Source organism: Parendozoicomonas verongulae, from assembly GCF_009711465.1.
GTDB classification, from domain to species: domain Bacteria; phylum Pseudomonadota; class Gammaproteobacteria; order Pseudomonadales; family Endozoicomonadaceae; genus Sansalvadorimonas; species Sansalvadorimonas verongulae.
Window position 1 is genome coordinate 1 of sequence record NZ_SMME01000784.1, and the last position, 14,740, is coordinate 14,740.

15 protein-coding genes and 1 other RNA gene are annotated in these 14,740 nt (G+C 53.1%); 6 read left to right on the top strand and 10 right to left on the bottom strand.

The genetic code is table 11. The annotated features are described in order from the left end of the window. Positions 1-213: 213 nt before the first annotated feature. A complete protein-coding gene (locus tag E1189_RS06960; protein ID WP_155159311.1) occupies positions 214-1,056 on the bottom strand; it encodes a glucosaminidase domain-containing protein in 843 nt (280 codons plus the stop codon). 172 nt (positions 1,057-1,228) lie between these two features. Between E1189_RS06960 and E1189_RS06965 the strand changes: the two genes are divergently transcribed. Together E1189_RS06965 and E1189_RS06970 are read left to right on the top strand one after the other, a co-directional pair. Beyond that, positions 1,229-1,831: a Yip1 family protein gene (locus E1189_RS06965; RefSeq protein WP_155159312.1), complete on the top strand. Its 603-nt coding sequence runs from the start codon at positions 1,229-1,231 to the stop codon at positions 1,829-1,831. Positions 1,832-1,980: 149 nt separating this feature from the next. After that, positions 1,981-2,487: a SprT family zinc-dependent metalloprotease gene (locus E1189_RS06970; protein WP_155159313.1), complete on the top strand. Its 507-nt coding sequence runs from the start codon at positions 1,981-1,983 to the stop codon at positions 2,485-2,487. Here E1189_RS06970 and E1189_RS06975 read toward each other — a convergent pair. After that, a complete protein-coding gene (locus E1189_RS06975) occupies positions 2,472-2,825 on the bottom strand; it encodes an Hpt domain-containing protein (protein WP_155159314.1) in 354 nt (117 codons plus the stop codon). The genes E1189_RS06970 and E1189_RS06975 overlap by 16 nt on opposite strands. Positions 2,826-2,896: 71 nt before the next feature. Continuing rightward, positions 2,897-4,705, bottom strand: a complete 1,809-nt coding sequence (gene recQ, locus E1189_RS06980) for a DNA helicase RecQ (protein ID WP_155159315.1) — start codon at positions 4,703-4,705, stop codon at positions 2,897-2,899. A gap of 124 nt (positions 4,706-4,829) precedes the next feature. On the opposite strand from recQ, the gene E1189_RS06985 reads away from it, so the two are divergent. From E1189_RS06985 to E1189_RS06995, 3 genes are all read left to right on the top strand, one after another. Next, positions 4,830-5,390 (top strand): YecA/YgfB family protein, encoded by a 561-nt coding sequence (locus tag E1189_RS06985; RefSeq protein ID WP_155159316.1) that lies wholly within the window; start codon positions 4,830-4,832, stop codon positions 5,388-5,390. Positions 5,391-5,710: 320 nt separating this feature from the next. Next, a complete protein-coding gene (locus E1189_RS06990) occupies positions 5,711-7,066 on the top strand; it encodes a hypothetical protein (RefSeq protein WP_155159317.1) in 1,356 nt (451 codons plus the stop codon). A gap of 106 nt (positions 7,067-7,172) precedes the next feature. Continuing rightward, positions 7,173-7,673, top strand: a complete 501-nt coding sequence (locus E1189_RS06995; RefSeq protein WP_155159318.1) for a hypothetical protein — start codon at positions 7,173-7,175, stop codon at positions 7,671-7,673. Between the two features lie 78 nt (positions 7,674-7,751). Here the strand turns inward: E1189_RS06995 and recR are convergent, their stop codons facing one another. The 6 genes from recR to E1189_RS07025 form a co-directional block, all read right to left on the bottom strand. Next, positions 7,752-8,354 (bottom strand): recombination mediator RecR, encoded by a 603-nt coding sequence (gene recR / locus E1189_RS07000; RefSeq protein WP_155159319.1) that lies wholly within the window; start codon positions 8,352-8,354, stop codon positions 7,752-7,754. A gap of 40 nt (positions 8,355-8,394) precedes the next feature. Further along, positions 8,395-8,721, bottom strand: a complete 327-nt coding sequence (locus E1189_RS07005; protein ID WP_155159320.1) for a YbaB/EbfC family nucleoid-associated protein — start codon at positions 8,719-8,721, stop codon at positions 8,395-8,397. A gap of 24 nt (positions 8,722-8,745) precedes the next feature. Then, positions 8,746-10,689 (bottom strand): DNA polymerase III subunit gamma/tau, encoded by a 1,944-nt coding sequence (dnaX, locus tag E1189_RS07010; RefSeq protein WP_155159321.1) that lies wholly within the window; start codon positions 10,687-10,689, stop codon positions 8,746-8,748. Between the two features lie 179 nt (positions 10,690-10,868). After that, positions 10,869-10,966: signal recognition particle sRNA small type (gene ffs, locus E1189_RS07015), an RNA gene on the bottom strand. 128 nt (positions 10,967-11,094) lie between these two features. Continuing rightward, positions 11,095-12,270, bottom strand: a complete 1,176-nt coding sequence (gene pncB, locus E1189_RS07020) for a nicotinate phosphoribosyltransferase (protein ID WP_155159322.1) — start codon at positions 12,268-12,270, stop codon at positions 11,095-11,097. A gap of 14 nt (positions 12,271-12,284) precedes the next feature. Continuing rightward, on the bottom strand, positions 12,285-12,929 hold the full coding sequence (locus E1189_RS07025; RefSeq protein WP_155159323.1) for an isochorismatase family protein: 645 nt from the start codon (positions 12,927-12,929) through the stop codon (positions 12,285-12,287). Positions 12,930-13,050: 121 nt separating this feature from the next. Between E1189_RS07025 and E1189_RS07030 the strand changes: the two genes are divergently transcribed. Then, on the top strand, positions 13,051-13,758 hold the full coding sequence (locus E1189_RS07030; protein WP_155159324.1) for an NUDIX hydrolase: 708 nt from the start codon (positions 13,051-13,053) through the stop codon (positions 13,756-13,758). Here the strand turns inward: E1189_RS07030 and E1189_RS07035 are convergent. Then, on the bottom strand, positions 13,747-14,664 hold the full coding sequence (locus tag E1189_RS07035) for a TIGR01777 family oxidoreductase (RefSeq protein WP_155159325.1): 918 nt from the start codon (positions 14,662-14,664) through the stop codon (positions 13,747-13,749). The two genes, E1189_RS07030 and E1189_RS07035, sit on opposite strands and share 12 nt — an antisense overlap. Between the last annotated feature and the right edge of the window lie 76 nt (positions 14,665-14,740).

The window sequence follows — 14,740 nt, forward strand, 5'->3', positions numbered from 1 at the left end:
TAAAGACAATCAGCAGGAAAAAACAGATTTCTTTTTTGAAATGCTGTGTGAGGTGACCGGAGAAGACCTGACTTTAATCTTCAGGCGCTGGTATGTCCCTGTCAGCGAGGAGGCTTATCAACGTGTTGCGGGAAAGGGGTATTCCCACTCCCGCCGACTGTACCATGATGGCTTATAACTTTTTACAAACAGGCGCTGAGGCTGGTTCAAACTTTACCTGTCACCAGCCACTTCCAGCGCCTCATCAAAACGTGCCAGCCTGTTGCCATTGATCATGCGCACCAGCTCATCAACATACTCATAACCACGCTCAGAGTAACTGCCCAGCCCCTGAGCCAGATAAGCGCCGGTTATCGTCATATTATTTGTGTGGGCATTGGCACGGAGTTCACGCAAAGCCTGATATTCCCGATGGCTGTTGAGGTTGTGCATGTAAGAGCGTACAGAGTCGCTCACTTCATCAAACTTTCTCACCTCATGGCTAAAACCTGAGGCACGGGAATTCGGCACCAGGCCACACCCTTTGGTGAAACACCATTGCCCAAAATAGTTATTCCCCTCACGGGCAAAGCGGGATGTTCCCCAGCCAGACTCATTGGCCGCCTGGGCCAGTGCCAGAGAAGGGGGAATGATATCCACCCGCATCAGCATTTCTGCAAACCAGGCATCATCGTGTACGCCTGGAACACGATAAATCCGCCCCATTGTATCCAGCCACGCCTGCTCACTCTCGCTCGAAGTGCCGTTGGCACGCAAGGCAATAAGACGGCTGCGATGCTTAAGGATCATCCTATTCTGGTGTTCAACCATCGGCAGAAAGTAGGAGAAAAATGCGTCTTTCTTTTCCTGCACATTCTGGATAGCCGTAAAGTCAGGCACACCGGCCAGCTCCCATGCCTGCTTTGGTGTAACCTTCACAACAACAGGTTCATCCGGCTCGGTGATCTCAAGGGCCACTTCAAGGCTGTGCTCTGGAGGCCTTGGCACAAACTGAGAGATACCAATCAGTGCAATCAAAAGAGCCAATAATGTGAAATCTATAGATGTTCTACGCAAACCTGTTCTCCTGAGAGAGGGACAACACAGACACTTGTATTGCCAAGTGTCTTTTATCTTGTTTAACTGAGAGAGTCGATGGATATGACCGACTTATCGCAAATCTAATAATTCTAAAAAACAACGCCAGCTCACTATTAGCAGTCTGTATAGACTGGCAGGGAGGAATACGATGAGTTTTACTCACGTATGGGGGCTGTTTACACACCCCGACCAGGAATGGCGCAGTATCCGCAATGAAAATCCAGGCATTCTGAAGTTTATTATTTCCTACCTTCTGTTTATGGCGGCCATACCCGCAGTCAGCGGGTATCTGGGCACAACCATAACCGGCTGGCAGCTGCCCGGCGGAACCGATGTTGTGCGTCTCACCGAGTCAAGCGCGGCTATTATGTCAGTTTTGGCCTACTTTGCCACTATTGCGGCCATTGTGGTGATTGCAGGATTTACCCACTGGATGGCAAGAACCTTTGACTCAACGCCTTCCATGGGACAATGTCTGGCTTTTATTGCCTACACTTCCACGCCGCTGCTGATTGGCGGGCTCTCCGGTTTACTGCCCTCGCTCTGGACAGCCATGGTGGTTGGTATGGTGATGATTGGCTGGTCTGCCTACTTGCTGTACACCGGCCTTCCGGTGTTTATGGACATTCCCTTTGAGCGGGGGGTAATCTTCGCCAGCTCCGTGCTCTGCGTGGCGCTGGTAGTGTTGGTTTCGGTCATGGCAGCCACAGTAACACTGTGGAATCTGGGAGCCGGGCCAGTTTACATTTAAAGCCTCCCAGGCAGCACAATCACTGAAATTGGTGGAAAGCAGATTCTGTTTTCCACCAATGAACTTAAAAAAGCACCACATATCGAAAACCCCGGCTAGAATTCCCCACGCTTCGCCTCTCCAGAAACAGAATACAGGCCGTCAAAGCGATGGGACTCCCAGATATCCACACCCGGATTCAGCAACTACTCAACATAGCATCCGCCCACTACGGTATGCCCTTTTCGCCTCCCCGCATCCTCGTAAACCTCTCGGGGGCCGACGCAGGTCAGGCCATTCCTGAAGACAACCTGCTTCGCTTCAACCAGGATTTCTGCCGCCACAACCCTCAGCATTTTATCCACCACATTGTGGGCCATGAAACAGCCCACCTAGTCGCCCAGACGGTTTATGGCCATACCATCGCTGCCCACGGTCAGGAGTGGCAAGGCGTGATGAAACGGGTTTTCCATCTGCCTCCTGCCACTACCCACAACTATGATCTGCGCTACAGCCCCCGTTACCGGTTTATCTACGGCTGTCGATGCCCCAAACGAGAAACCCCGCTTTCAGCGATTCGTCATAATCGCCAAAAGCGGGGCATCGTGTATTTTTGCGCAGATTGTGGAACGCGCTACAGCTATCTTTATGAAGCCCGCTCTCAGGCTCCTAAATAGCCGTTGAGTGCGGTTTTCACATCTTCAAACCCGGAAATGGCCTGAGAAAGCATCGGTTCGCAATCTGTGCCTAACCCTCCGGCGATGGCCTTCTGCTCCATATCCAGACAAAGTGCCTGCAGCCCCATAGCGCCGATATTGCCGCAGCTGGATTTAAAACTGTGGGCAGCCCGTTTGAAGCTCTCAACGTCGCCATCAACCAGAGAGTCTTTTAAAATAGCCAGCTGGTTCGGGGCATCTTCCAGATACAGGGTAACAAGCTCCTTTACTTCTTCTTCGCCCTCATCCCCCATCAATTCCTTAAATTCATCCAGAACAGAAAAATCCACCGGTTCCATGGTCAGCACTCCTTGTACGATCCTATACCTAAGGCCTCATTGAAAGAGTAGTGTCGATTCTGAAAGCTGCCTTACGCATCCTCGGGAGTGTGTCGGGAAAGCACCTCCAGGAAAGCTTCGCCGTAGTTATCCAGCTTGAACTGCCCCACACCGGACACTTGATGCATCTCATCCAGTGTCGAAGGTCGCTGAGCCATCATGCCCCGCAAGGTAGCATCGCTGAATACCTGGAACGGTGGAACCTCACGTTCCCGGGCCAGTTTGAGCCGCAGCGCCCGTAACTCTTCCCAGAGTTCAGCATTGTCACCATAGAGCTTCTGCTCAGGCCGTGCAGTATTGAGCTCCTGCACCTCATAGCGGTCACGGCGCAGTTCCAGACGCTCCTCTCCCCGTAACAACTTGCGGCTCTTTTCTGTCAGCAACAGACCACCGTGGGTTTCGGAGGTTACTGTGACGTAACCACGGGCCACCAGCTGACGGTAGACAGAGCGCCACAGTGGCTGACTCAGCTCCTTGCCAAGGCCAAAGGTAGATACAGATTCATGGCCCAGCGCCTTCACCCGCTTGTTGGATTTGCCCAGCAACACATCCACAAGGTGAGTCACCCCATAACGCTGGCCGGTGCGATACACATTAGAGAGCGCCTTGCGGGCCTCCTCCGTGGCATCCCAGGACGAGACGGGTTCCACACACAGATCACAATGACCGCACGTCTCTTCCCGCTCCTCGCCAAAGTAACTCAGCAGCTCCTGGCGACGGCAACCGGACATTTCGCAGAACCCCAGCATGGCTGTAAGACGCTGGCGCTCCAGGTGCTGCATGTTCTGATCCATATTGGACTGGGCCAGCATCTGCCCGAGGATGATGACATCCTGCAGGCCATACACCAGCCATGCAGTTGCAGGCAGGCCATCCCGCCCGGCGCGGCCGGTTTCCTGATAGTAAGCCTCAATACTGCGGGGCATATCCATGTGGGCCACAAAACGTACATCGGGTTTATCCACCCCCATGCCAAAGGCAATGGTGGCGACCATGACCATATTTTCTGTGGTCTGGAACCGTTGCTGGTTGTACTGGCGCACTTCAGCATCCAGCCCCGCATGATAGGGCAGTGCCTCAACACCGTGACGCTGGAGCCAGGCCGCCAGCTCATCCACCTTTTTGCGGGACAGGCAGTAGACAATGCCAGACTGCCCAGCATGATCCTTGAGAATAAAGTCCAGCAGCTGTTTCTTGGCGTTTCGCTTCTGGGCAAGGCGATAAAAAATATTGGGGCGATCGAAGCTGCTGACAAACCAGCGTGCCTGTCCCAGATTCAAACGTTCAGCTATTTCGGTACGGGTGCGCTGATCCGCCGTAGCCGTCAGGGCAATGCGGGGCACCTGTGGATAACGTTCATGAAGAATGGAGAGCTGTAGATATTCCGGACGGAAATCATGGCCCCACTGGGATACACAGTGGGCCTCATCGATGGCAAACAGGGAAATCTGTATATGTTCCAGCAATTCCAGAGTACGGTGTGTCATCAACCGTTCAGGAGAAACATAGAGCAGATCAATCTCCCCCCGCATCAGGCCATTGTGTACCTGCATCTGCTCTTCCCTATCCAGACCGGAATGGAGAGCGGCTGCACGAACGCCCAAAAGATTCATCGCCCCTACCTGATCCTGCATCAGCGCAATCAGGGGGGAAATGACAATAGCGGTTCCTGCACGCATCAGCGCAGGAATCTGATAACAGAGGCTTTTCCCTCCGCCGGTTGGCATAAGTACCAGCGCGTCGCCGCCCTGTGCAACATGGTCAATTATGCCTTCCTGCTGACCACGGAAAGTGGTGTAACCGAAAACATCAGCCAGAATATCCCGAGCCCGGTCTGACATAGCACCCCAGAAGTAAAATTGATGATCAGGAAAAACCGCAGTATACACGTCTGCGCTTCCAAATTTACTCAACACACGTCAGACTTGGTGAATCTTTTTTAAAACCCTTCAGGGGGAACCTCCCATGACAGACTCCGAACTGCTTCTCGACAGCCGACTATTCCAGGCTCTCGACAAAATGGCGGACAAAGATGAAGAAAGTCTTGATGCCATCATGGGTCACGGCTACCTGACTGCTCAGGTGATCAGCCCTGTACCTGCTTCACCTGAGCAGATCTGCGAAGTGATGTTCCCCGAACCTGAAGCCACCGGCCTCACCCAGGAGGAACTGACTCAGGATATCAGCGGCGTACTCTCTTTCATCGATAACCAGCTGAACGACGACAGCGCCGAGTTCATCATTCCTGTCTCCATTGAGGAAGACGAGGAACTGCTGGAATCCGAGCTGGCCGACTGGTGTGCCGGCTTCCTGGAAGCCCATATCGAGCAGGAAGATGCATGGCTGGGTCAGAACGAACAGGAGGTTGCAGAACTTCTGCTGCCAGTGGCCGCCCTCTCCGGCCTGTTTGCGGACGAACCTGATTTTGCAGAGCTCTCCAAAAACGATGACCTGCTGGAAGATATGGCGACTCAGTTACCAGAGGTCATGGTTGAGCTGTACCTGCTGATGCGTGCTGAAGGGTAATCAGCCCCCCTCTATAAAAACAGCCCGTGTTTTTCTGGAAAGCACGGGCTGTTTTTCACCCCGGTGCTATAACTGTTTGCGCCCATGGTGTTCAAAAGCACTGCCGAATGATGTGTCATTTCTGCGGCTCAAATCAGACCACTCAGCAGCATAAAAGCTAAAAACAACCGTAATAACGGCATAGTGACCCCTCCCAAATTGCTTTGAGCAATAAAGTGGCGACCAACTATTACAAACTTATGAAGAAGCCATCCTTTAATAAGAACGCAGTTTGTTAGACTTAAAACTGCTATTGGCGCTGTCAGCAAAGGAATGTGGTTATGGATTCTTCCGGTGGTATCAGAAAAAGCACCTCAATGCCGTCCCTCTCTCAAGTGCCCCAGGACACAGATGACACAAAGGGCGCCAAAGAGGGAAAAGGTGGGGTTAAACATCATGATCCCGAGGTCAGAGCCCGCATAAACTCCCTCGACCGTCCGCAGGTGCCCCCAAAATCAAAGCCTCTGCTCACCAGGGTTGCCAGGGAAGTCAATGAACAACCCTATCTTCGCAGGGAGCATCCTTTGGAACGGGTATTCGATGACGTGGAAGATCAGCTTGATACAGTCAATGCACGCATTGAAAACATGTTCGACATCATCGCCCAGTCAAAAGTGAAAGCCACCCGAAACGCCGCCAAACAAACACTTGTTCAGTTAACAGGCGTGAAACAACAAATTGAAGAGACTCTCCTTGGGATGCATTCTCTGACGCCAGCCAACAGAGGTGATCATGAGTTAAAACTGGTCAACGCGCCAATAGAGCATAGGGCCGCACTATCTCGGGCAATGGTCGCTATCACCAAACAACTGCCCCATATCTTCACACCAGAAGAGTCGAAGCCTGAGCTTCCTGAAACCCAACACACCTCCCAGCCCCAGCCTGAACAGACTTTAGCGGCCCCCCAGCCACCTGTTAGTACACCCGAACCACAGAGCACCTCATTTGAACGCATGCAGAGAAATGGCGCACGCCTGCAAGACACTCAACACACCCTGGCTAATCAGCTCGAAGATGTGGACAACAAGTTGAGAGAGCTGAATGGAGTCATTACCCATTCCAGAGTAAAAAAGAATGTACAGGTTGCCAAAAAAGTAAGGACAGCCCTTGAAAAGCTACAAAGCCAGCTGAAGAATACCTGGGCTAAAGCCAGTGAAATGAGCGCCTCAGCGTCTCCAAGCGATACAGTTAAACTATTTTCTCAACCAAGACATTTTCAGAAAAAGATCGACAAAGCCATGGAGCCTATAGTTTCCAGACTGGCTGATCATAATATTCCAGCCTTTAAAGTGGCCGCCTCCCATGTACAGCCTGGCAGCCTGGCATCCGTCGAGCAGTTGCAAGATCAGCTCACCGGGCTGAAAGAAGGTGTTCAACGACTGGCGGCTCAGCATGAACAGGCCACGGACAAGAAAAAAGCATTCAAGGCCGCAAGCACGTTCCTTAAAAGCAAATCGCTTGCAAAACTGGAAGAGCAGTTGAACCAGGCCAGTGCAAGAGCCAGTAAAGGTGAAGCTGTGGACTGGAAAGGATTAAACAAAGCTACCGAGCAATTAAACCAGCGACTCGCCAAGAGTAAGCTCTATAACAACCCAACCGCACTGCAATCTGCTCAGCTGGTTCCCCCTGAAAAATAAACACCCTTCCCCATGAAATCCTGCCGCCTCTGCCACCCGGAGGTGGTGACTTATACCCATCTTCGGGATATGTTAAAGGCAAGAAAAACAAGCGACAGATACCCCCATGTCAGAAAAATACGAACTGGTTTTTGCAGGGCAAACCACGACGGGTGCACCACTGGAAAAAGTGAAAGCCAACGCAGCCAAACTTTTTCAAGCAGGCCCCGCACAACTGGAGAAACTCTTTTCCGGCTCCCCTGTAGTATTGAAGAACAACCTCGATAAAACGACAGCAGAAAGTTATCAAACCAAACTCAAATCTGCCGGGCTGCTCTGCACACTGCGTGTTATGGGCAACAAGACTGCACCACAAAAGCCTGAACCACAAAAGGCAGCTCCCAAAGCCGAGCCCCAGGCCAAGGCGCAACAAAAACAGCCAGCCACAGAAGGCAGTTTGTCACTTGCGCCAACAGGTGCGGATGTCAATCCACACGATCCTGCTCCCATTCCTCCCATGCCGGACACCAGCCAGTTTTCTTTAAAGGAACAGAAAGGCTACCTGTTTGACCAGGACGACACACCACCACCGCCTGCGCCAGACACCAGCCATCTCACTATGGATTAATCCAGCAACACATGCCCAAAACAAAAAAGGCTCGAAGCCAAAAACTTCGAGCCTTTCTCATTCAAGGAATAAGCGAGATCAGTCAACCAACTCCCGACGCCCGGCAAAAGCATGCATCAAAGTGCCGCCGTCAATGTATTCCAGCTCACCGCCAAGGGGCACGCCGTGAGCAATACGCGACACCGTCACCCCACGCTCTCGCAGATCAGAGGCAATATAGTGAGCCGTAGCCTCACCCTCCACAGTCGGGTTGGTGGCAAGAATCACTTCCTTCACGCCATCGCTCTCAACCTGAACCAGAAGCTGATCAATCCCGATATCATCCGGCCCGATGCCATCAATGGGCGACAGGTGCCCCATAAGCACAAAATAGCGCCCCTGGAAACCGCCCGCCTGCTCAATAGCCAGAACATCTGCCGGGGTTTCCACCACACACAGCTGACCGGTATCCCGCTCAGGCCGTGTGCAGATATCGCAGACTTCTTTCTCCGTCAGAGTCCGGCAACGCTGGCAATGACCAACGCCATCCACGGCCTCTTGCAGAGCAACCGACAGTTTGCTCGCACCTTCCCTGTCACGCTCCAGCAAGTGCAGCACCATACGCTGTGCCGACTTGGGGCCAACACCAGGCAGGCACTGGAGAGATTCCATCAGTTGAACAATCAACGGGCTGAATGACATATTATCGAACCACTTCCCTGATTAACGTTGAGCAAATGCCTTAGAAAGGCATCTTAAAACCAGCTGGCAAACCCATGCCACCTGTCATTTCAGACATACGATCCTGCTGATTCTTTTCAACCTTACGTACAGCGTCGTTCACTGCAGCGGCGATCAGGTCTTCCAGAATCTCTTTCTCGTCTTCCATCAGGGAAGGGTCGATTTCGATGCGACGCACATCGTGACGACCCGTCATAGTGACCTTCACCAGGCCAGCACCGGCTTCGCCACTCACTTCTGCGTTAGCCAGTTCTTCCTGCATTTTTTGCATCTGCTCCTGCATCTGCTGGGCCTGTTTCATCAGGTTACCCATTCCACCTTTCAGCATAACAACCTCGTAGTGCTAGATGTCTTACGAGCCAACAGGCTCAATCGTTTGTTCAAGAACGCGACCGGAGAAGGCATTCACAATAGCCTGCACCCGATCGTCGGTAAGAAAACTCTGTCGTGCGGCGGCTAACCGCTCAAGGCGACGGCGCTCACGCCAAGCCGCTGGTGTTTCCGTGGCAATAGTGCCGGTTTCCACATCCAGAGCAATTTCTTCTCCGAAGTAGGTTTTCAGCGCCGCCTGTATGCGTTGACGATGATTATCGTTGTACAGGGTGTCGTGCTCGCCATCAAGACGCAGCAGCAATTTCCCCCCCCCGCAGCTAACCAGCTCACAGTGGGAAACAATGGCACCGGTTACACCGCCCATGCCCAGCTGCTGACTGAGAGGAATCCAGTCCTCTGTTTGCAGCTGCCCCAGGGGAATTTTGGGTGCATCATTCGCAGGTTCTGGCGCAGCCGCCACTTCAACAACGGTTTCTGCAACCGGCGTATCCATTACCGGTGCTGCTGCTGGTGCCGGCTCTGGAGCAGGAACTGACTCGGGCATCACATTCCGGACCGGTTCAGGCATTGGCTCACGTACCGGCTCTGCCACAGGCTGACTCTCGTAAGCATCCAGCGGTGGAGCCTCATCCCATGGAGGAGGAAGCATTTCGGAAGGCTGCTGAGGTGCAGGCGGCTCAGGTTCTGGCTGTGGTGCAGCCGGTTGCAGCACTGCAGGCTCTGGAGCAGGAGGCTGCGCCTCCGGCTGCCGGGGCTCGGGTTCTTCAGGCTCGCTGTGGGCTTCAGTACTGGATGTTGCCGGAGCTGACTGAGACTCTCTCCGTGCCCCATCGGCAGAACCACCACCGGGTAGCGCCTGCTGGGGAGCAGCAGGCACACCATCCGGGCGAAAAGCCAGCATACGCAGCAGCACCATTTCAAACCCGGCTCTTGGATCGGGCGCCAGGGGCAGGTCACGGCGGCCAATCATTCCGGTCTGGTAGTACAGTTGAACATCCTCAGCGGTCACTTTGCCCGCGAGATCGAGAATGCGTTCCCGGTCGCCCTGACTGTTATCCACAACATCCGGCACAGCCTGGGCCAATGCAATACGGTGGAGTGCAGAGAGCATATCACCCAGAACCGCTACATAATCCGGGCTATGTTCAGCCAGCTCACCTACAGCATCCAACACAGCGTCGGCCTGACCAGCCACCAGCGCATCCAGAACACGGTAAACCTGATCCTGATCGATGGTGCCCAGCATGGCGGTGACAGCCTGACTTGTGAGCTTATCACCACAGTAAGCAATGGCCTGATCTGTAAGACTCAAAGCATCACGCATACTGCCATCAGCTGCGCGGCCCAGTTGCCAGAGAGCCGGCACTTCATAGGCAACCTTTTCACTATCCAGAACATGCTGCAGGTGCTCAACTACCTTTTCCGGCTGCATATTCTTCAGGCTGAACTGCAGGCAGCGAGACAGAATAGTGATGGGCAGCTTGTGGGGATCGGTGGTCGCCAGCAGAAATTTGATATGGGGAGGCGGCTCTTCCAGCGTCTTCAAAAGAGCGTTAAAACTGTGGGTACTGAGCATGTGCACCTCATCGATGAGATACACCTTGAAACGGCCCCGTGTCGGTGCGTACTGCACATTGTCGAGCAGCTCTTTGGTGTCTTCCAGACGGGTACGGCTGGCAGCATCCACTTCGATCAGGTCAACAAAACGACCTTCATCAATTTCCTTACAGGCGGAACAGACACCGCAAGGGTTGGACGAAACCCCCTGCTCACAGTTCAGACATTTGGCCAGAATACGGGCGATACTGGTTTTACCCACACCGCGGGTACCCGTGAAGAGATAGGCATGGTGTAGCCGGTCGTTGTCGAGGGCATTCACCAGCGCCTGCAGAACATGAGCCTGGCCCACAAGTTCCTTAAAGGTACGGGACCGCCATTTGCGCGCAAGCACCTGATAACTCATGGATTATTTGCCACCATTCAGTTAACTGCTCGAAAAGAGATAAAGGATAAAAGAATATATGCTAACCGAGTTGCTGTATGGATGCACGACACGATGAGCTATTGAAAACAACTGTAAAGGAGGGCTGTGGGGGATATAGAGAAATAAAGCGGGGAACGCTGAGAAAAATTGGAGGCGTCCCCTGCCAGCCAACACCCCGGCACATGTGCGCACTGCTACCGTTGCTCCCTTCCGGGCCTGGCGGAGTTCACAGCTGCTCATTGCGGGGGGACCGACAAGGTCCGCCATCGCGAATATCAAAACCTGCGAAGAAGCACGTCTCGAATGCGGATGTATTCTCCATAAACACGGCCTTATTGCAAGAGGGAAAAGCCATTTTCCTCGCATCTTCCCTCACAACCTGACTTACTGAATACCATAAATCTTTTTCAGGTTGGCAACGTATTCGTCATCCAGACACATGGTTTTACCCGGCGCATCGGAAATTTTCGCCACCGGCTGCCCGTTACAGGCCACCAGCTTCAACACCATGTTCAGCGGGCGGCCACCTGCATCATTGGTCAACCAGGTACCGATACCAAAGCTCACAGGAATACGCCCTGTAAAGTGGCGGTTAATCTCCAGTGCCCTGGTAAAGTTCAAACCATCACTGAATACCAGCATCTGGGAAGCAGGGTCAATACCCAGCTGCTCAAAATGCTTGAGCGCTCGTTCACCCCAATCAATCGGGTCGCCAGAGTCATGGCGCAGGCCGGAGTAACAAAGAGCCAGTTCCCTGTCAAAATCTTTGAGGAACGCCGTCATATTCAGAGTATCGGTAAGAGCAACACCCAGCTTGCCCTGATACTCCTGATACCACACTTCCAGCGCCTTACGCTGGCTTTGGCCAAGGTCATCCACCAGCGCCTGATGGGCCTGTAACCATTCGTGACCCATAGTGCCCACAGGCTTAAGGCCCAGCTCCCTGGCCAAGAGAATATTACTGGTGCCATCGAGGTGTGCAGACTCTCTCTTCACAAGAGTTTCCAGCAACTCTTTTTGCCAACCGAAACTAAACCGCCGACGAGTACCAAACTCTACAAAATGGAATTGTTCATCGGACTCCAGCTCACCATCCAGCCAATCCAACTTGGCATTCAGGTTCGCCCTTGCCTGAGGAAGGCTGGCACCAGACTGCAGACGACGACCGTATAACTCACTGACAATCGCGAGAATATAAATCTCAAAGAGGGTGACCGCCCCCCAAAGACCGCGAACATCAATCTGCAAACCATCACGTGTTGTCTGCACAGTCACAGCTTCAGGGTCAAGGCGCTGCTCACAGAGCCAATCCAGATAATCCGCTTTGAACACACCGCTGGCCAACAGCCAGTCATATTCATCCTGAGTCAGGCGCAGGTCAGCCAGATGCTGCACTTGCTCCTGCACCTCATTCACCAGAGAGCTCAGGTCGATAGGCGTACGACAGTGGAAGCGTGCATCCACAACAGCTGTCGGGTAATGGTGAAAAATCCCCTGCTGCATGGTCAGCTTGTAGTAGTCAGTATCCAGCAGAGAGGTAATAATGGAGTCAGATGGCATACAATAAAAACGTCTCAATTCACCAGCAGCATACTGGCATTTTCAACAACATCCACACCGGCAGCTTCAAGCTCTTGCAGCGCTGCCTTTGAAGACTCTGAAGCAAGACCACGAGTTGCTGCCATATTGACCACAACACGAAATCCTGCCTTCACCAATTGAAGGGCGGTCACCTTAACGCAGTAATCCAGAGCCAGACCGCCAACTATAACAGTATCAATCTCGCGATCACGCAAATATTCAATCACACCGGTGCTGAGCTGATCGGAAAGGTCGTGGAAACAGGCACCATAGGGGTGCATATCCGGTTCAACACCTTTCCACACGAAGTAATCGTAATCCTTCACCGCCGGCAGGCCATCAATCAGCTCGAAACCCAGAGTGCCCGGCACACCATGACGGGGCCAGCGAACATCCACATTATCCCCTTCCACGGGAGTCAGCATAGGTGCGTGCTCTGTCGCCTCCCAGACCGCATCAACCGGGTGGGAATCCTTACTGCCCAAGCGGACAGAGGCCTTCTCAGCCTGCACGTTCAGCTCATCCACAATATCAAGTGCACCGGGAACAGGCAGCTCGTTGGGGCATAATTCGGTAAAGCATTTCTGGGCATCCACATCGAATGCCGCAATTTTTGTTCTGGGTCCCAGATTCAACATGACAGGTCAGAGTCTACATAGTGAACGTAATTCACTAACATAGTGAAAGTGATTCCATAAGGTGTCAAGATATGTTGATCTGTGGTTTATTAGGTCTGTTGAGGCTGGATACGACTGAGCTATGAGAGAAAACCTCCCCAATACCACACTACCCCTGTCGACTGCTCTCATCTCTGTCGATATTGTTGCCCTGCGCCTCAGCAATGGTCGCCTGCAGGTTCTTACTACTCCAGCACGCCACCCCAAAGCCCAGCATGACCGCGCCCTGCCCGCTGGCCGCATCGACCCCGATAAGGATGAACAACTGGAACATACGGCCTGCCGTCAGCTTAAGCTGCTCACACTGGCAGAGCCATCCTGGCTGGAGCAGGTAGAAACCATTGGCAATAGCATGAGGGATAGCCGGGGCTGGTCGTTAACGGTCGTTTACTTCGCACTGCTAAGAAATGAACCAGCGCTGGACAGCCCTGATGCGCAATGGCTGGATGTCGGAACCTGCTGCAAACTGCAGCTGCCTGACCTAGCTTACGATCACCAAAGTTTACTGCAATCCGCCATCGAGCGACTCTGCAATAAAATTCAGTACACAACACTGCCCCTGTATCTGCTGCCAGACACCTTTACGCTGTCAGATATCAAAGAGGTGTTTCAGGGGACTCTCGGCAAGGCACCACCTATGCGCTCTATTCGCAATCGCTTTGCCGACGAGACTGTAGTAACAGACACCGGCGAGAAGCGCTACGGCAGCAATCGCCCTGCCACACTTTACAGGCTTAAAGGTGATAACAGGCACCGACTGTTTAATCGCCTGTACGAATCAACCCAATAAATCCTGTAAGGCACCATCAATATCAGGAAAGGCAAAGCGAAAGCCGGATGCCTCCAAAGCCCCTGGCACAGGGTGCTGTCCCTCAAGGAGCAAAACCGCACTTTCTCCCAGAAGTGCCTTGAGGGCAAATGCAGGCATAGGCATAACCGCCGGGCGATGAAGGGCTTTTCCCAGCGCCCTGGCAAATGCCAGATTGGAATTCGAAGTGCCAGAAGCAAAGTTGAAAGCTCCACTCACTTCATTGTGCAGCAGGTGTATAATACCGCTCACCATATCCTGAATATGAATCCATGGCATCACCTGACGACCTTCCCCAATCGGTCCACCCAAGCCCATCCGGAACGGTGGCAGCATACGCGCCAGAGCACCGTGTTTGCCATGCAGCACAATACCCGTCCGAATCAGGCACAGACGACTCTTTTCATTTATTGCACGAGCAGCCTGCTCCCAGTCATGGCAGAGCTGCGCTGCAAAGTCCCGACCGGCAGGCTCATCTTCAGTGAGGGGCTTATCACCCCTCTCAATGCCGTAATACCCCACGGCTGAACCACTGAGAAAGACTTCGGGAGGAGAGGGGAAGCTGTTAAGCCATTTCACCAGATCATGGGTCAGCCCAATGCGACTTTTCCGCAAAACCTCTTTGCGCTTTGGCGTCCAGCGGCGATCCATAATGCCCTCTCCGGCGAGGTTAATGCAGACTGCAGGGCCTTCCTCCAGCCCCCATTCATCAAATCTGCCAATCGCCCGCACCTCCGAACCCAGAATACTCGCCACTGCCTGCGCACTCTGCCGACTTAGCACAACAACCTGCCAACCGTCGGCCAGCAGCTCAGGCACCAGGAATCGACCAACAAACCCTGTACCGCCTGTCAGCAACAGAGTTCTACCTTTTCCCTCATTCGCCATACAGCCCCTGCCTATATTCCAAACCCATCACAATAAAACCCGTATAGTTAAGTACCCGGACCATTGCTTTCGCATA